At 60.5% G+C, this 16,574-nt stretch carries 18 protein-coding genes; 10 read left to right on the top strand and 8 right to left on the bottom strand.

Annotated features, from left to right (window positions below; translation table 11 throughout):
* The first annotated feature begins 167 nt into the window (after window positions 1-167).
* The 5 genes from dsbC to V7756_RS07960 all read left to right on the top strand — a co-directional run bounded on the left by dsbC (window position 168) and on the right by V7756_RS07960 (window position 4,933).
* Complete coding sequence (gene dsbC / locus V7756_RS07980) at window positions 168-890, top strand: bifunctional protein-disulfide isomerase/oxidoreductase DsbC (RefSeq protein WP_335609624.1); 723 nt, start codon at window positions 168-170, stop codon at window positions 888-890.
* Between the two features lie 98 nt (window positions 891-988).
* Entirely contained in the window at window positions 989-2,293 is a 1,305-nt protein-coding gene (locus tag V7756_RS07975) for a homoserine dehydrogenase (RefSeq protein ID WP_335609623.1), read from the top strand.
* A 102-nt stretch (window positions 2,294-2,395) separates the two neighbouring features.
* Window positions 2,396-3,805, top strand: a complete 1,410-nt coding sequence (gene thrC / locus V7756_RS07970; RefSeq protein ID WP_335609622.1) for a threonine synthase — start codon at window positions 2,396-2,398, stop codon at window positions 3,803-3,805.
* A gap of 42 nt (window positions 3,806-3,847) precedes the next feature.
* The gene (locus V7756_RS07965) at window positions 3,848-4,432 is read left to right on the top strand and encodes an exopolysaccharide biosynthesis protein (protein WP_335609621.1); all 585 of its coding nucleotides are present in this window, start codon (window positions 3,848-3,850) and stop codon (window positions 4,430-4,432) included.
* A 66-nt stretch (window positions 4,433-4,498) separates the two neighbouring features.
* Window positions 4,499-4,933: a CopD family protein gene (locus tag V7756_RS07960; protein ID WP_335609620.1), complete on the top strand. Its 435-nt coding sequence runs from the start codon at window positions 4,499-4,501 to the stop codon at window positions 4,931-4,933.
* A 5-nt stretch (window positions 4,934-4,938) separates the two neighbouring features.
* On the opposite strand, the gene V7756_RS07955 is transcribed toward V7756_RS07960, so the two are convergent.
* The gene (locus V7756_RS07955; RefSeq protein ID WP_335609619.1) at window positions 4,939-5,445 is read right to left on the bottom strand and encodes a DUF2231 domain-containing protein; all 507 of its coding nucleotides are present in this window, start codon (window positions 5,443-5,445) and stop codon (window positions 4,939-4,941) included.
* Between the two features lie 106 nt (window positions 5,446-5,551).
* On the opposite strand from V7756_RS07955, the gene coxB reads away from it, so the two are divergent.
* The 3 genes from coxB to V7756_RS07940 are packed head-to-tail and all read left to right on the top strand — an operon-like array spanning window position 5,552 to window position 9,049.
* Entirely contained in the window at window positions 5,552-6,187 is a 636-nt protein-coding gene (gene coxB, locus V7756_RS07950; protein ID WP_335609618.1) for a cytochrome c oxidase subunit II, read from the top strand.
* Window positions 6,180-8,696, top strand: a complete 2,517-nt coding sequence (ctaD, locus tag V7756_RS07945; protein ID WP_335609617.1) for a cytochrome c oxidase subunit I — start codon at window positions 6,180-6,182, stop codon at window positions 8,694-8,696. Before coxB ends, ctaD begins: the two co-directional genes overlap by 8 nt.
* Window positions 8,696-9,049 (top strand): hypothetical protein, encoded by a 354-nt coding sequence (locus tag V7756_RS07940; RefSeq protein ID WP_335609616.1) that lies wholly within the window; start codon window positions 8,696-8,698, stop codon window positions 9,047-9,049. The genes ctaD and V7756_RS07940 overlap by 1 nt, the downstream gene beginning before the upstream one ends.
* Window positions 9,050-9,138: 89 nt before the next feature.
* Here V7756_RS07940 and V7756_RS07935 read toward each other — a convergent pair whose 3' ends face one another.
* Both V7756_RS07935 and V7756_RS07930 read right to left on the bottom strand, forming a co-directional pair.
* Window positions 9,139-9,564, bottom strand: a complete 426-nt coding sequence (locus V7756_RS07935) for an organic hydroperoxide resistance protein (RefSeq protein ID WP_335609615.1) — start codon at window positions 9,562-9,564, stop codon at window positions 9,139-9,141.
* A 156-nt stretch (window positions 9,565-9,720) separates the two neighbouring features.
* The gene (locus V7756_RS07930; protein WP_335609614.1) at window positions 9,721-10,188 is read right to left on the bottom strand and encodes a MarR family winged helix-turn-helix transcriptional regulator; all 468 of its coding nucleotides are present in this window, start codon (window positions 10,186-10,188) and stop codon (window positions 9,721-9,723) included.
* A gap of 149 nt (window positions 10,189-10,337) precedes the next feature.
* On the opposite strand from V7756_RS07930, the gene V7756_RS07925 reads away from it, so the two are divergent.
* Window positions 10,338-11,213, top strand: coding sequence for an EamA family transporter (locus V7756_RS07925; protein WP_335609613.1), 876 nt, complete (start codon window positions 10,338-10,340; stop codon window positions 11,211-11,213).
* Between the two features lie 3 nt (window positions 11,214-11,216).
* On the opposite strand, the gene ypfJ is transcribed toward V7756_RS07925, so the two are convergent.
* The 5 genes from ypfJ to V7756_RS07900 form a co-directional block, all read right to left on the bottom strand.
* Window positions 11,217-12,125: a KPN_02809 family neutral zinc metallopeptidase gene (gene ypfJ, locus V7756_RS07920; RefSeq protein WP_335609612.1), complete on the bottom strand. Its 909-nt coding sequence runs from the start codon at window positions 12,123-12,125 to the stop codon at window positions 11,217-11,219.
* A 92-nt stretch (window positions 12,126-12,217) separates the two neighbouring features.
* Window positions 12,218-13,054: a CHAD domain-containing protein gene (locus V7756_RS07915; RefSeq protein ID WP_335609611.1), complete on the bottom strand. Its 837-nt coding sequence runs from the start codon at window positions 13,052-13,054 to the stop codon at window positions 12,218-12,220.
* A gap of 43 nt (window positions 13,055-13,097) precedes the next feature.
* On the bottom strand, window positions 13,098-14,519 hold the full coding sequence (locus tag V7756_RS07910; protein WP_335609610.1) for an MATE family efflux transporter: 1,422 nt from the start codon (window positions 14,517-14,519) through the stop codon (window positions 13,098-13,100).
* A gap of 133 nt (window positions 14,520-14,652) precedes the next feature.
* Window positions 14,653-15,351, bottom strand: a complete 699-nt coding sequence (locus tag V7756_RS07905; RefSeq protein WP_335609609.1) for a PspA/IM30 family protein — start codon at window positions 15,349-15,351, stop codon at window positions 14,653-14,655.
* Between the two features lie 5 nt (window positions 15,352-15,356).
* Entirely contained in the window at window positions 15,357-15,626 is a 270-nt protein-coding gene (locus V7756_RS07900) for a YiaA/YiaB family inner membrane protein (RefSeq protein WP_335609608.1), read from the bottom strand.
* A gap of 158 nt (window positions 15,627-15,784) precedes the next feature.
* On the opposite strand from V7756_RS07900, the gene V7756_RS07895 reads away from it, so the two are divergent.
* Entirely contained in the window at window positions 15,785-16,570 is a 786-nt protein-coding gene (locus V7756_RS07895; RefSeq protein WP_335609672.1) for a helix-turn-helix domain-containing protein, read from the top strand.
* The last annotated feature ends 4 nt before the right edge of the window (window positions 16,571-16,574 follow it).

Genomic DNA, 16,574 nt, shown 5'->3' with positions numbered 1-16,574 from the left:
CGGATTTTTCGCGGCGCTGCGTTACTCGTCATTTATTTGGAATGACCAAACTACATTCCTCGCGCCTTGCTCCGCGTAAAATCAGGCGCCGGCGCGGACGTGATGAAACGGCAACAGACCCTAGGATATTTCATGTTAAGCTTTGCCGTCTTCTAGAGGATCGGATTATGCGACTGAGATACGGCGTGACCTGCCTGCTCGCCCTGTGGGGTTCACAGGCAATGGCAGACACCCAGACCGCGATCACCGAAGGTCTGGCAAAACTCAAATTTGATGTGCCGATTTCGGCCGTGGCGGAAACGCCGGTCGATGGTCTGTATCAGGTACAGCTGGAAACCGGGCGCGTGCTTTATGCCACTGCTGACGGCAAGTACTTCATGCAGGGCACGTTGATTGAGGTCAATGACGGACAGCCGCGCAACCTCACCTCTGCCGCTGAAGCCCGTGGCGTAGGTCAGGTGCTCGACAAGATCGAAACCAAGGACATGGTGGTCTTTGCTCCCGAGAAGCCAAAGACCCACGTAACGGTGTTCACCGATGTGGACTGTGGCTACTGCCGCAAACTGCATAGCGAAGTGGCGCAACTCAACGATCTTGGCATCGAGGTTCGCTACATGGCTTTCCCGCGTGGCGGCATGCAGTCGTCAGCGGCGCAGGTGATGCAGTCGGTCTGGTGCGCAGATGATCGTCAGCAGGCGATGACTGCGGCCAAGCAGGGCAAGCAAGTGGAAGACAAGACCTGCAGCAACCCGGTAGCCCAGGAGTATCAGCTGGGCCAGCAACTGGGCGTGCAGGGCACCCCGGCCATCTTTCTCGCCAATGGCGTGATGATTCCGGGCTACCAGCCGGCCGAGCAGTTGGCCGCGTTGGCATTGGAAAACAAAGAGTAATTGAAGAATACAGCGGTACCCGTCGCTTGTTGCTACCGGGCTGCCATACACGTATTCGACTAGACATTTTCGACAGACAAATAAGTGGGGACCAACGTTTGAAACCGGTCAAAGTAGGCATCTGTGGTTTGGGCACCGTTGGCGGTGGCACCTTTAACGTCCTGCAGCGCAACGCGGCGGAAATTGCCCGCCGCGCGGGGCGTGGTATTGATGTGGCGCAAATTGCGACCCGTCACCCGAACCCGGCCTGCAATATTGGGGTCACACCTACCACTGATGATGTATTCGACGTGGTCAACAACCCCGAGATCGACATCGTGGTTGAGCTGATCGGTGGTTACACCCTGGCCAAAGAGGTCGTGATGGGCGCCATTGCCAACGGCAAGCACGTGGTCACCGCCAACAAGGCGCTGATTGCCGTGCACGGCAACGAGATTTTCGCGGCCGCCAGCAAGCAGGGCGTGATGGTTGCCTTTGAAGCATCTGTCGCCGGCGGCATTCCGATCATCAAGGCCCTGCGTGAAGGTCTGGCGGCCAACCAGATTGACTGGGTAGCCGGCATCATCAACGGCACCGGCAACTTCATTCTCACCGAGATGCGCGACAAGGGTCGCACCTTTGAAGACGTGCTCGCCGAGGCCCAGGCGCTGGGTTATGCCGAGGCCGATCCGACCTTCGACGTGGAAGGCATCGATGCGGCGCACAAGCTGACCATTCTGGCGTCCATCGCTTTCGGCATTCCGCTGCAGTTCGACAAGGCCTACACCGAGGGCATCACCAAGCTGACTACCGCTGATGTGAACTACGCCGAAGCTCTGGGCTACCGTATCAAGCACCTGGGTGTGGCGCGCCGCACGGGCAACGGCGTCGAGCTGCGCGTGCATCCCACGCTGATCCCGGCGGATCGTCTGCTGGCCAACGTCAATGGCGTGATGAACGCCGTCATGGTCAATGGTGACGCCGTGGGCTCGACGCTCTACTACGGCGCCGGGGCTGGCGCTGAGCCTACGGCCTCTGCCGTGGTAGCCGACATTATTGATGTGGTGCGCACCCTGACCACAGACCCGCACAACCGTGTACCGCACCTGGCTTTCCAGGCTGATGCGCTGTCCGATCTGCCGGTACTGCCGGTCGAGCAGGTAGAGACTGCCTATTATCTGCGACTGCAGGCACAGGACCGTCCGGGCGTGCTGGCCAAGGTGGCAACCATCTTGTCCGAGCGCGGCATCAATATCGAATCCATCATGCAGAAGGAAGCGGAAGAGCAGGACGGCCTGGTGCCGATCATTCTGCTCACCCACCGCGTGCGTGAGAAGGACATGAACGAGGCCATCGCCGCACTGGAAGGCCTGGATGACATCGCCGGCCCGCTGATGCGGGTGCGGGTAGAACAACTGAACTGAATCAGCGGCAAGCGACAAGCTGCAAGCGGCAAGCGAGTCCTGCAAAGGATCCGTTGTAGCTTGTAGCTTGCAGCTTGCAGCTCAAACCGAAGGTTTGTAGAAATGCGCTATATCAGCACTCGCGGCCAGGCTCCGGCCCTGAATTTTGAAGATGTTCTGCTGGCCGGTCTGGCCTCTGATGGCGGTCTTTATGTGCCCGAGAACCTGCCGCGCTTTACCCAGGAGCAGATAGCCTCCTGGGCTGATCTGCCTTATCACGAGCTGGCGTTCCAGGTGATGCGTCCGTTTGTGACCGAAAGCATTCCGGATGCCGATTTCAAACAGATTCTGCAGGAAACCTACGGCGTCTTTGCGCACAGTGCGGTGGCACCGCTGCGGCAGTTGGATAGCAACGAGTGGGTACTTGAACTGTTCCACGGCCCGACCCTGGCGTTCAAGGATTTTGCCCTGCAACTGCTCGGTCGCCTGCTCGATTACTTCCTGCAGAAACGCGGTGAGCGCGTGGTGATCATGGGCGCCACCTCCGGCGATACCGGTTCTGCCGCCATTGAGGGCTGCCGCCGCTGCGAAAACGTGGATATTTTCATTCTGCATCCGCATAACCGGGTGTCCGAAGTGCAGCGTCGCCAGATGACCACCATCATGGGCGAAAATATTCACAACATCGCCATCGAAGGCAACTTCGATGATTGCCAGGAAATGGTCAAGGCCAGCTTTGCCGATCAGGGTTTCCTCAAGGGCACCCGCCTGGTCGCGGTCAATTCGATCAACTGGGCGCGCATCATGGCGCAGATCGTCTATTACTTCCACGCAGCCCTGCAGCTCGGTGGCCCGGCACGCTCCATCGCCTTCTCCGTGCCCACCGGCAACTTCGGCGACATCTTTGCAGGCTATCTGGCGCGCAACATGGGCCTGCCCATCAGCCAACTGATTGTGGCGACCAATCGTAACGATATTTTGCACCGCTTCATGAGTGGCAACCAGTACAACAAGGATACGCTGCATCCTTCGCTGTCACCCTCTATGGACATCATGGTCTCGTCCAACTTCGAGCGTCTGCTGTTCGATTTGCACGGTCGCAACGGTGCCCTGGTAGCCGAGCTGCTGGGTGAATTCAAGCAGACCGGCAAGTTGTCGGTCGCCGAGGATCGCTGGACTGAAGCGCGCAAACTGTTCGATTCCCTTGCGGTGGATGACGAGCAGACCTGCGCAACCATTGCCAAGGTATTCGAAGAGTCCGGCGAGCTGCTGGATCCGCATACGGCCATTGGCGTGCATGCTGCACGCGAATGCCGCCGTTCCCTGAGCATCCCCATGGTCACTCTGGGCACCGCCCATCCGGTCAAGTTCCCGGATGCCGTGCGCGAGGCCGGGGTCGGTCGGGAGCTGCATCTGCCGGTGCATCTGAGCGACCTGTTCGAACGCGAGGAACGTTGTACGGTGCTGGAGAACAGCTTGACGGCAGTGCAGCAGTTCGTCGCGGCGCACGGCAACCGTGGTAACCCGCTCTGAGCCGCGGCCAGTGCGCGGGCGCTGAACGATAGGGGAGGTGCCGTGCCGGACACGCCGCATGATCTGGAACAGATGCTCGAGCATATCGATGGCTTGGCCAGCGATGATCAGCGTCTGTCGATGCGTCAGGTGGTTGAATCCATGGGTAGTCGTTCCTTCGGCCCGCTGTTGCTGCTGATCGGCATGACGCTGTTTTCGCCGCTCAGTGGCATTCCCGGTATGGCGATATTTGCAGGCTTTTTTGTCATGCTGATTGCCGTGCAGATGTTGCTGGGGCGCAAGAGCTTCTGGCTGCCGGCCTTCATTCTCGACCGCTCGGTACCGCAGGATAAGCTGAGCAAGGCGATCAATTGGGTCAAGCCGATCGCGCGTCGGATAGATAATCTGATCAAGCCGCGGCTGAACTTTATGCTGCACCCTTCATCTACTTACTTGATAGCCGGCTTGTGTGTCACGGTCGCGGCCTGTTTGCCGTTCCTCGAGCTGGTGCCTTTTTCGTCCTCGATTGTCGGCCTGGCGCTGGCGATTCTGGGGCTCGCCCTGGTGGCGCGGGACGGCCTACTGGTGCTGATTGCCGTGGTCTGCATAGTCGCGGCGGGCAGCCTGCTGGCAGTCAAGCTGTTGTAAGCGCAGACCCCTGCTCATCCCTGATTTCAGGGTTTCGCACATGGCATACAGGGAGTTGTTTGAGCGATGCTCTGGATTCTTGTTCTGCACATTGCCGCATTGTTGTTCTGGGGCGCCTGCCTGCTGTACCTGCCGGCACTGATTTCCGGTATCGCGCGACAGCCTGACGCCATCGAGCAACGGCCCGACCCTTTCGATTCCATCATCCGTTTTATCTTTACCCGCGTTGCCACCCCTGCGGCCTTGACCGCGATTATTGCCGGTACCCTGGTGTTTCTCATCAATCACACCGTGACGCTCTGGCTGATGGCCAAGCTCACCCTGGTGGTGGGGCTGGTTTTTGTGCACACCATGCAGGGTTTGCTACTGCTGCGCCTGGAGGCACGCAATGGCAAACCAGTGCAGCTATGGTGTTTGTTGCTGGCCTTGGCGGCGGCCGTGCTGATGGGGGCGATCCTTTGGCTGGTACTCGCCAAGCCACCACTGGAGGCCTGGCTATGAGCGGTTCAGCCTTCTTTTGCCTGTTCGATCTTGCGGTTGCGCACGGCTCGCTCGGCGGTTTTTTCTGGCGCTACGCCCACGGCGTGGTCGTATACCAATTGCCCGCCGAGCAGGCTGGCCATGGCTATCAACAGACCGCCAAGCAACGACAGATACAAACCCCAGGGAACAATCAGCGCGTCGGGCTGACCAAAGCGGATCAACCAGTTGAGAGTGGCCAGCGACAGCATCATGACCGCCAGTATGGCGTGACACCAGGCGGTGACCAGGCGGCGTATCTGCTTGACGAACAACAGATCGAGCAAACCTATGGTGCCCGACACCCAACCGCCCAGCACGCCCACGCCAGCCAGCCAGAGTCCGGCGCGGGCCCAGAAGTAATCGCCGGTGAAGGCGTAGGTCACATCGGTAGCGATGAGCCCCAGCAACGCCGCCACTGGAAAGTGGATGACCATGGGATGCAGCGGATGTCCGTGGATGGCCATTTTGCTGATGATGGGGGCAGTCGCCATGTAGATCCTCAGTATCACGGGTGGGAGCAGTCAGGTGTTTGACAGGTTAGCAGCCGGCTGGTTGCGTGGCATCCCCCTACTTTTACTGGCAGGTTGCGAAGGCCCCATGTCGGCTCTGCAGCCGGCCGGACCCAGCGCGCAGGCCAGTGCCTGGCTCTGGTGGGGCATGTTCGGCTTTTTCACACTGGTGTTGGTGGTGGTGGTGCTGCTCTGGCTGTACGCCATCCGGCGTGACCCGGGCGAGGTGAGCGATCGCCAGGCCCAACGCAGTCAGAATCGCTGGATAGTCGGTGGCGGCCTGGTGTTGCCGATCCTCAGTATCACCGCGCTGTTGATTGTTGGTATTGCGTTGGGGCAGCGCATGCTGGCACTGCCGCTGGCGACCGGCGAACCTCTGCAAATCGAGATTACCGCGCATCAATGGTGGTGGGAGATCAGTTATCCGGGCAGCGATATCGTGCTGCGTGATGAAGTGCATATCCCAGCGGGCGTGCCAGTCGATTTGCAGTTGACCAGCGCCGATGTGGTGCACTCCTTCTGGGTGCCGCGCCTGGGCGGCAAGATGGACATGTTCCCCGGCCGCACCAACACCCTGCGCCTGGAAGCCGATCATCCTGGCATTTACCACGGCAGCTGCAGCGAGTTCTGCGGCCAGGGTCATGCGCATATGCACTTTACCGTAGAAGCCCATGAACCAGCGGCCTTCGAGGCCTGGCTGAAGCAGAGGCAAGCCAATGACTGAGCGTACCAATCAGCCTGCCGAACAGCTGCACGAGGAACTGGAGCGGGTCTGGGGCAACGAGCCCGGCTGGCGCGCCGCGTCTGCGGTCAACCACACCACCGTGGGGCTGCGTTTTCTGATTACCGGCCTCGGCTTCTTTCTGGTCGGCGGTTTGCTTGCGATGCTGGTGCGCACCCAGTTGGCGCTCCCCGAGCAAGACATCATCGGCGCTGATCTCTACAACCAGCTGTTCACCATGCACGGCACCGTGATGATGTTCCTGTTTGCCATTCCGGTGCTGGAAGGCGCAGCCATGTATCTGATCCCCAAGATGATCGGCACCCGGGATCTGGTGTTTCCGCGCCTCAGCGCACTGGGCTATTACTGTTACCTGTTTGGCGGGCTGATCATACTGTCGAGCCTGGTATTACAGATTGCACCGGCAGCCGGCTGGTTCATGTATACCCCGCTGAGCAACGCCACCTATTCGCCTGGCAAGGGGCCGGACTTCTGGTTGCTGGGCATTACCTTTGTCGAAATCTCGGCGATTTCTGCTGGCGTCGAACTGGTGGTGTCGATTCTGCGTACCCGCGCCCACGGCATGGCCCTGAGCAAGATGCCGATCTTCTGCTGGTACATTCTGGCCATGTCACTGATGATCGTGTTCGGCTTCCCGCCGTTGATCCTCGGCAGCATCCTGTTGGAGCTGGAACGTGCCGCGGGGTGGGTGTTCTTCGAGGTGGCCGGCGGTGGCGATCCCTTGCTGTGGCAACATCTGTTCTGGCTGTTCGGTCATCCCGAGGTGTACATCATCTTCCTGCCGGCGGCGGGCATTGTCTCCACGCTGATTCCGGTATTCGCCCAGCGTCCACTGATCGGTTATCGCTGGATAGTGCTGGCGATCATCGTGATGGGGTTCATCAGTTTTGGACTCTGGGTACACCATATGTTTACCGTGGGTATTCCTCAGCTCGCGCTGGCGTTCTTTTCAGTGGCCAGCATGCTGGTGGCGATTCCTACCGGTATTCAGATATTTGCCTGGCTGGCGACGCTGTGGACCGGCAAGGTGGTTTTTCGCCTGCCGATGCTATGGATTGTCGGTTTTCTGGTGGTCTTTGTGGCCGGCGGCCTGACCGGTGTGATGCTGGCGCTGGTGCCCTTCAACTGGCAGGTGCACGATACTCACTTTGTGGTAGCCCACATGCATTACGTCCTGGTGGGCGGCATGCTGTTTCCCTTGGTCGCCGGCTTTTATTACTGGCTGCCCCACGTGTCCGGACGCATGCCCTCCGACCGCCTCGGGCGCTGGGGATTCTGGTTGTTCTTTGGCGGCTTCAACATGACCTTTCTGTTGATGCATTTGACCGGTCTGCTGGGTATGCCGCGGCGCATCTACACCTATGATGCCGAGATGGGCTGGGGCTGGCTCAATCTGCTGTCGTCGATCGGTGGCTTCGTTATGTCTATCGGGGTGGCGGTGGTGATTATAGATATCGCCCTGCATTTCCGTTTCGGTCGCAAGGCCGAATGCAATCCCTGGGATGCCGACACTCTGGAGTGGGCTACGCCCATGCCGGCGAGTGCCTACAACTTTGCCAGTCTGCCGCACATACACACCCGGCACCCCATGTGGGACTGTCCCGACCTGCCAAAAACCATTGAGCAGGGTGAGCATGGTCTGGGTGAAGTCATGTATGAGCGTCGGGATATCTTTGGCTCCGACGCCATCACCGCTGAGGTGCGGGAGATCATCCATCTGCCTACCAACTCCTGGCTGCCCTTGCAGACGGCGGCGGTAATTGCCGTGGTCTGTATCAGCCTGTTACTCAAGGTCTACGACCTGGCGCTGATTGCCACCCTTGGCGTGCTCTTCTTTGCGCTGCGTTGGGGCTGGCACAATGGTGGGCATCCGGTTGCCGCGCCTCTGCGCGATGACGACCCGGTCGATCCGCCCTTGCATTCGCGTACCTTCGACGGGCCAGGTCTGTGGGGCATGGTGGTGAGTCTGATGGCCAACGGCACTCTCTATGTGTCGCTGCTGTTCGGTTGGTTCTATCTGTGGACAGCAGCGCCGCAGTGGCAGGTGCCGGAGCAGGCGCCCATCGCGCTACTGCCATTGCTGCTAAGTGGAGGCCTGCTATGCGTTGCCGTAGTGGTGTATCGCCGTGCGGTCGCGCAGCTGCGGGAGGGTCGCGATGCGCAGTTGCAATGGCTGTTGTGGTTGGCGGCCACGCTGGGCCTGCTGCATTTTCTGCTGCTGGTCTGGACGCTGTACTCCGCTGAGCTCAACCCGGGCGAGCTGGCCCACGACGCAGTACTTACGGTGATGCTCTATTACCTGCTGCTGCATGGCGGCCTGGCCACTATCTTCACGGCCTTGCAGGCGCTGCGGGTAAGGATAGGCTACGTCAGCTTGCGCCTGCCTTACGAGCCGGTTGTGGTGCAGCCTTTCTGGACCTACACCCTGGGCGCGTACTGGATCAGCTTTGCCGCCTTCATGTTGCTGCCGATGCTGTGGGGAGCGGGCTGATGTCATTGCTATCACCCTTGCATCCGGCGCAACTGGTATTGGGACTCATGGTATGGAGTGGCTGGTTCGTTTTTCTCTATGGTGGGCTGGCGCTGGTCTGTGAGTTTGCACCGCCGGCGCATCAGCAAAGTGCTCCAGGCTGGCCCAATGTGGCGATACTGCTGTTGGGCTGTCTGCTCGCGGCGTTCCTGCTCTGGTGCGCCAGACGCTGTTGGCGGGCAGCCCCCTCTGCAGGCGATACCAATGGTAATGGCCGGTTTGTCGCGCGGGTAGCTGCCGCAGCCTATCTGATTGCAGCCCTGGCCGGTGTGGCTTTGAGCCTGCCAGGCCTGGCCCTGCCACCTTGTCTGTAACGCCGACGAAGACATTTACTTTTTCGAGAACATGAAATCACCGGGCCCCGTCTCATTGGATGAGACGGGGCCCGGTGGTGGCAGGCGGGTCAGACTCGAGTCAGGGTGACGTCGATATTGCCGCGTGTGGCGTTGGAGTAGGGGCAGACCTGGTGCGCGCTGTCGATCAGCTGTTGCGCCTGAGCGTCGTCCATCCCCGGCAGGCTGATGCGCAGTTCCACTTCAATACCAAAACCGTTGGGGATCTGACCGATACCCACCACACCTTCGATTGATGCATCTTCCGGCATGGGCAACTTGTCGCGACCGGCAACAAACTTCATTGCTCCGATAAAGCAGGCGGAGTAGCCAGCCGCGAACAGCTGTTCCGGATTGCTGCCTTTGCCGCCAGCGCCGCCCAGCTCTCTGGGTGTAGTCAGCTCTACATCCAGCACGCCATCGGAAGAAATGGCACGACCGTCCCGGCCGCCGGTAGCCTCTGCATAGGCGCGATAAACAACATTTTCAATCGACATGATATGACTCCTGTAATGCATTTAATATTTGCGCAAATATATTGCGCGCCAACTAAATGCGGAATCTACGCGCTATTTGTTTAGCGCGCAAGGTAAAAATGTCTTTTCTTGCCATTGCCGTCAGAATGTCAGTGCGACCTGGCCGGCGAAGCAGGGTCAGTCGGCTACCTCTGTGGCCAGGCTGTGTTGCAGCGAACGGCGAAGCTTGAGCAATTGATCGCGCAGGCTTACCAGTTCCTCCAGGGACTGATCGGCTGCGGTGACTATGCAGCGGGGCACCGCTCTGGCGCGTTGTTTGAGCGCTTTGCCCGCCGCGCTGAGGTGCAGCTCCACCACGCGCTCGTCGTGCTTGCTGCGCTGACGTTTGAGCAGGCCCTCGGCTTCCAGGCGCTTCAGTAGGGGGGTAAGCGAGCCCGGATCGGTGAGCAGACGCTTGCTGATCTCCCCGACAGTAATACCGTCACTTTCCCAGAGCACCAGCATGGCAAGATACTGCGGATAGGTCAGCGAGAGTTCTTTCAACAGCGGCTTGTAAACCTTGGTCATCAGCAGCGAAGTGGAGTGCAGGGCAAAGCACAACTGGTTGTCCAGCATGAGTTCCGGGCAGAGGTCGTGATCGGGCATGGGTGATCCTGTTGGGCTGCAGATAAGTCTCAAGGGTTAATTTAGCGCGCAAATAGTCTGACTGCCAGAGTACTTTATCGAATCAGCCAGGGTTCAGGTGAGTGATGGGGCGGTTGTCGTTATACTCGCGCCTTTTATAGCGAGCCAATATGCCATTTCTTGTTGCCGTCACCCTGTTGTGGGCGCTGTCGTTCAGTCTGATAGGCGAATATCTGGCCGGTCAGGTCGACAGCTACTTTGCCGTGCTCACGCGCACGGCGCTCGCCAGTCTGCTGTTTCTGCCGCTGTTGCGGCTGAGCGCCCTGCCGCGGCCGATGATTGGCGGCTTGTTGCTGGTGGGGGCGCTGCAGTTCGGGGTGACCTATATTTGCCTTTATCTCTCCTTCGAGTACATCTCGGTACCTGAAGTGCTGCTGTTCACCATCTTCACACCGCTGCATATCGCCCTGGTCGACAACCTGATTCGCCGGCGTTTCAGCCTGGGGCCGCTGGTGGCCGCCAGCATCGCCGTGTTGGGCGCCGGCATCATCCGCTACGACGGTCTGAGCGACAGCTTTGTACGCGGTTTTCTGATCATGCAGCTGGCCAATCTCACCTTCGCCGCCGGGCAGGTGGGTTACGCCCATATGGTGCGTCGTTATCAGTTGCCGGCGCGGGCGCAATGGCAGGGCTTTGGTCTGTTTTTCATTGGCGCTTTCATGGTAGTGCTGCCGGCCTGGTTACTGCTGGGCGATCATGCGCGCCTGCCGCACACCAGCGTGCAATGGGGCGTGTTGGGCTGGTTGGGACTGGTGGCGTCGGGGCTGGGGTTCTTTTTCTGGAATCGCGGCGCCGCGCAGGTGGATGCCGGCACCCTGGGGGTGATGAACAACGCCCTGGTACCCGCAGGGCTGGTGGTCAACCTGCTGATCTGGAACCACGATGCCGATCTGGCGCGTCTGGCCGCCGGCTCGCTGGTGATTGGCCTGTCGCTTTGGGTCAACGCCCGTTGGGACCGCTGGTGGGGCGTGCCGCAGCGGTCCTGAAGGCTAATTGGCCGTGGCCGAAAAGGTGTCGCAATCGGCTACCTGCCCAGATTCGAAGCCGCGCTTGAACCAGCGCACGCGCTGCGCCGAGCTGCCGTGGGTAAAGCTGTCGGGCACCACGTCCTGCCCGGCCTGACGCTGCAGGCGATCGTCGCCAATGGCCGAGGCCGCGGTGAGTGCTTCTTCCAGATCATCCGGATCCAGCAGCTGCCGCTGATTGTTGGCGTGGTGGCCCCAGACGCCGGCAAAGCAATCGGCTTGCAGTTCCTGTTTTACCGACAGCGCGTTTACTGTCGCTGGCGACTTGCCCGCGCCGGCCTGGCGCACCTGCTGGCTGATACCCAGCAGGTTCTGTACATGATGACCCACCTCGTGGGCTATCACGTAGGCCTGGGCAAAATCGCCGGGCGCGCCAAGCTGCTGACGCATGTCGTTGAAGAATGACAGATCGAGATATACCTGATTGTCGCCGGGGCAGTAGAAGGGGCCGACCGCCGAGCTGGCAGTGCCGCAGGCCGAGTTCACCCGGTTGGAAAACAGTACCAGCCGTGGCTCTTCATAAGTCTGCCCTGCCGCGCTGAACAACTGGTGCCAGGTGGTTTCGGTATCGGCCAGCACCACCGCGACGAACTGTGCCAACTCCTGCTCTTGCGGGCTGAATTCGCGTTGGCTCTGACTCACGCTCTGGCTACCGCCTCCGAGCAGCATGGGCAGCAGGTCGACGCCCAGCAGCCTGGCGCCAAAAAAGACCAGCACGCCCAGAATCAGCACGACGCGGCCGGTCTTGCTGCGCAGCATCATCGGCAGAAAACGCACCAGCAGCAACGCCGCACCACCGCCGCTGGCGCGTTGCACGTCCTGGCCACGGCGATCTTCCACATTGCTGCTCTGCTTTCTGCCGCGCCAATCCATTGTGTTGCTCCTGCTGTTATCCGGGAGGGGTATTGCACAGCATAGTTGGCGCTGGGAAAAGCAGAATCTGTAATCGGCCCCAGCTGCCCTCGCTATTTGCAGCTCAGCGGCACGTGGGGCTGTTGGTACAGCTGCTCAAACAACCTGCGCACCTGTTCCTTGTCCGCCTGTTTCTGCTCTTCGAGTACGGCCAGCACCTGCGTCACGCTGGTGCTCAGTTCGGGCACCTGTGCTGCTTCACCCTGCAGACTGTCTTCCAGCACGCAGTGATCCTGGAACTGGCCAAGTTGCTCGCCCAACTGCTTGAGCAGCTCAATACTGGCTTTGGCGATCTTGCGGTCGCACAACAGTTGGGCCTGGTAGAGATAGTACTTACTCCACTTGCGGCACTGGTGATAGATCTCGTCTTCACCGCTCTCGTGAGCTTCCAGTGCCAGGCTGCGGGCGCGCCTGTAGGTGTAGTCGAGCCCCTTGCCAGGGTCCTTGCGATGCTTGAGTTTCAGGTTGGCTTGCCAGTCGGCGAGTATTTCGGCAAAGCCCTGATGCGGATCTTCGGGGGCGACCTGGTGGCCGGCCTTGCTGGCCGCTGCAGCAAGGTGCGCAAACAGCGGCTGAATCTCGCTCTGCCCCTGGGGCGGCAGGCGAGTAATCAGCCGCGCCAGGGTCTTCTCCTGCACGTGGGCGTCGCGCAGTCCGGCATAGGAGGCCGCCAGGCGCTTTAGGCGCTGCTCCACCTGCTTGATGTCTGCCTTGGCGCAACCCGGGCGATACAGTTGCAGCAGAGCGCGCAGCTTTTTACTGCATACCCGGATGGCGTGAATGTCTTCATCGCCGGGCGTGGCGCCGGCCGGCAGCGCCTTGAGTGCCTTGCGCACCTGCTTGCGTGCCGATGTGAAGATAGGGTCGGGTTTGGCCGCTGTCTGTTTCATCAGCGCAGTCTAAACAAGCCAGCTTGCAAATAGATGACCTGGCTCAACGGTAGCCCTCTTCGCTGAGTGCCTCTTCGGTTACCTTCACCGTCTGGCGCTCGTCTTCGGTCAACCGGGTTTTTTTCCAGCCGCCGCGAGCGAACCAGCACAGGGCAATCAGCGCAACCAGAATGTTGGTCACCGGAAAGGACCACCAGATGCCCTCGGCGCCCAGGGAGCTGTGCTTGGACAGCACGTAGGCCAGCGGAAACTGCAGCATCCACTGCGCGACCAGAGCAATCACCATGGCGCTTACCATATTGCCCGAAGCGCGGAATGCTGCCACCACGCACAGCTGGATGCCAATACCGCCCCAGGCCAACGCCATGATGCGGATGAAGCGCGCGCCGGTACTGATCACTCCGGCATCGCCCGGTACAAAGAAGGCAACAATCTGTGGCGCTATTGCATACACCAGCAGCCCCACCAGGCTCAGGCCGATGAAGGCATAGAGCGCCGCCAGTTGGGTGATCTTGCTGGCGCGCTGTACATTGCCGGCGCCCATGTTCTGGCCCACCAGGGTAGAAACCGCCATCGACAGGCCCATGGCCGGAATGGTGATGACCTGCAGAATATTCGAGCCGATGCCGTAGGCGGCAATGGTCAGGGTGCCGAAGCTGGCAACCAGAAACGACATGACCATCAGGCCCAGGCCGCGGGTGGAGAGCTCGACCGAACCGGGAAAACCCAGAAAAAACGCCTTGCGAATGTAGGTCAGGTCCGGTTTCAGGCCGCGCCAGGCCAATTGAATGCCATGGCGCCCGCGCAGAAAGATGATCAGCCCGATGCCGGCCGCAATCGCCTGGGTGGTCAGCGTCGCCATCGCTGCGCCCATCACGCCATGGCCCGCTAGCGGGCCCCAGCCAAAGATGAAAAGCGGGTCCAGGCCGAAGTTGAGAATCACCGTGCCGAGCACGATCAGCAGCGGCACTCTGGTCTGACCCACGCCACGCATCAGCGACTGGAACATGATGTAGATGAACACGAAGATCACGCCGATGAACGACACCCGCATGAAGCCCAGCGCACCGGTATAGACAGCTTCGGTCACCCCCAGCAGACGCAGCAGATGCGGGGCCAGCGCAAAGCCGATGGCGCCCAGCACAATCGAGGTGATGGTGACCATCAGCATGGTCTGCGCCGCCACATGGTTGACCAGGTCGGGGCGCCCGGCACCCATGTATTGTGCGGTCAGGGTGGCGCCAGCCATTGCCAGCCCCGAGCCCATGGCGATCACCAGAAAGGTCACCGGCATGCTGATGGACACCGCTGCCACAGCATCGGCGCCCAGTCGCCCGACCCAGAAGGCGTCGGTCAACTGGTAGCCCGACTGCAGGATGTTGGCGAGCATGATCGGCACGGCCAGCGTCAGTAGAGCGCGCGGAATCGAGCCGGTGAGAAAGAGTTGCTGACGATTGCTGGGCATGCGGTCCTCTGGGCGGGTTGCAGGCAGGCGATGGAAACCTGCCACCGATGGACTACAGCATAGCTGTTTGGTTGCAGACTGCGCAGCGGCCGGCCTGGCTCAGCGCACGAACAGCCCCGCCCAGTCGCCGGCGCTATCCCGGTGTGCGCTGCCGGCTGCGCAGTCTGGCCAGTACCTGACTGGCGTCGCTCGCGCCGCTTCTGATACCGGCCCGCTGCAGCCGTTGATCCAGGGCGCTACCGTCGTCTTCGTGCTGCAATTCGCGCATGGCGCTATCGACATCGCTGAAGCGGTGTTGCTGCTGGCGAATGCGCTCCAGCGAGCTGGCCAGGTCGCCCAGCTGGGCGTGCAGCCCCTGGGTATGACCGCCAAGATTGCGCAGCACCTGTTCGGCGTTGCGGTTGGCCCGGGCCAGTTGCCATTCGCGGCGGTACTGCTGGTGACTGCGCGCGGCGTCGCGCAGGTGCTGGCGCAGATTGGCTTCCTGACGTGCCAGGTGCTCGGCGTGCTGGCGCTGCTGCTGCAGCTGGTTTTCGTGCGCGGCTATCCACTCGGCGAGTTCGTAGGCCAGGCCCGCTTCGCCTTTCTCCAGTGCCTGACTGGCCTGTTCTTCGCGCTGGGCCAGCTCTTCGCCCAGTTGCTGATTGCTGCGCTGCAGTTCCTTGCCGGTGGCCATCAGGCAGGCCAGCTCGCGTTTGGCGCGCAACATGGCCTGTTCGGTATCGCGTAGCTCCTGCTCCATGATGCGCAGGGCGTTGGCATCGACCAGATGCTCTAAAGGTTCTTGCGCGCTGGCACGGAACAGAGTGCCGACTTTTCGCCAGATCGTCATGGTGATTACTCCGTATATTCTTTCAGCAGTTGTTGGGCACGGGCGTCGGAAATGCGGTTGTAGATGCGCTTGCCCTCGTGTTCGTCGCGCAGCGTCTTGGACAGGGTGATGGTGGTGCTCACCAGAAAGAGCGCGCACACCGCCATATAGCCTTTAACCAGCAGATCGGTCGGGGAGAACATCACTCCGGCGCCGGTGGCCAACAGGGCCACGGCAAAGGACACCTTGACGAAGAATATCCAGCCGCTGGAGTTGCTGTTGATCTCGTTTTCCATTGTGTTTACCTCGCAGTGTTTGATGTTGCGGCGCGAGCGCCGTTGCAGCGCAATCTGCGGTATTCGCTACCGGCTGGCGAGGGAAAACGCAAAAGTTGCATTCGCGGGCTCCATGGGTATTACTGAGTGATACTTTTTGCGGGAGGGGCAGGGTGGGTATGGCGCAGACCACGGCAATTGTTGATGTGTTGAAGAAGCTGCTGAAGGAGCAGGGCGTGACTTACCTGCAGGTGGCGCAGGCGCTGGCGTTGTCGGAGGCCAGCGTGAAGCGGCTGTTCGCCGAGCGGCAGTTTTCCTTGCAGCGCCTGGATCGCGTGTGTGCCTTGTTGGGGGTCGAGATCAGCGACCTGGTGCGCCGCCTGGAGCACGAGATGCGCATTGATGCGCTGGCCGTCGAACAGGAGCAGGAGCTGGTGTCCGACAGCAAGCTGCTGCTGGTCGCCATCTGCGCGCTGAACCGCTGGAGTCTGGCGCAGATGCTGGAAAATTACGCCCTGAGCGAGCCTGAAGCCATCAGCAAACTGGCCCGGCTTGATCGCATGGGCTTGATCGAGCTATTGCCGGGCAACCGCATCAAGCCGCTGATCACCCATGATTTCAACTGGCAGAAGAACGGCCCCATCCAGCGCTTTTTCGAGTCGCAGGTGCAGGCCGACTTCTTTCAGTGCCACTTCAATCGGCCGGGCGAACTACGCCTGTTTCTCAACGGCATGTTGTCGCCACGCAGCAACGAAGCCATGCAGCAGAAGCTGCGGCGGCTGGCGCTGGAGTTCCGTCACAGCCACCAGGAAGACCTGGCTTTGCCACTGGAGCAGCGCTTCGGGGTGAGCATGATATTGGCCATCAGACCCTGGGAAGTGGCAGTATTCCAGCAGTATCGGCGCGCAGACGCGCTGAAGTTCTATCCTGGACACGCCAGGGTGGCAGACACCGCAAACGGATAATGGA

Origin of the sequence: Halopseudomonas sp. (assembly GCF_036961105.1) — a bacterium.
Lineage (GTDB): Bacteria > Pseudomonadota > Gammaproteobacteria > Pseudomonadales > Pseudomonadaceae > Halopseudomonas.
The sequence above is the reverse complement of the archived record's forward strand: the minus strand, read 5'-3'. Positions and strand labels throughout refer to the sequence as shown.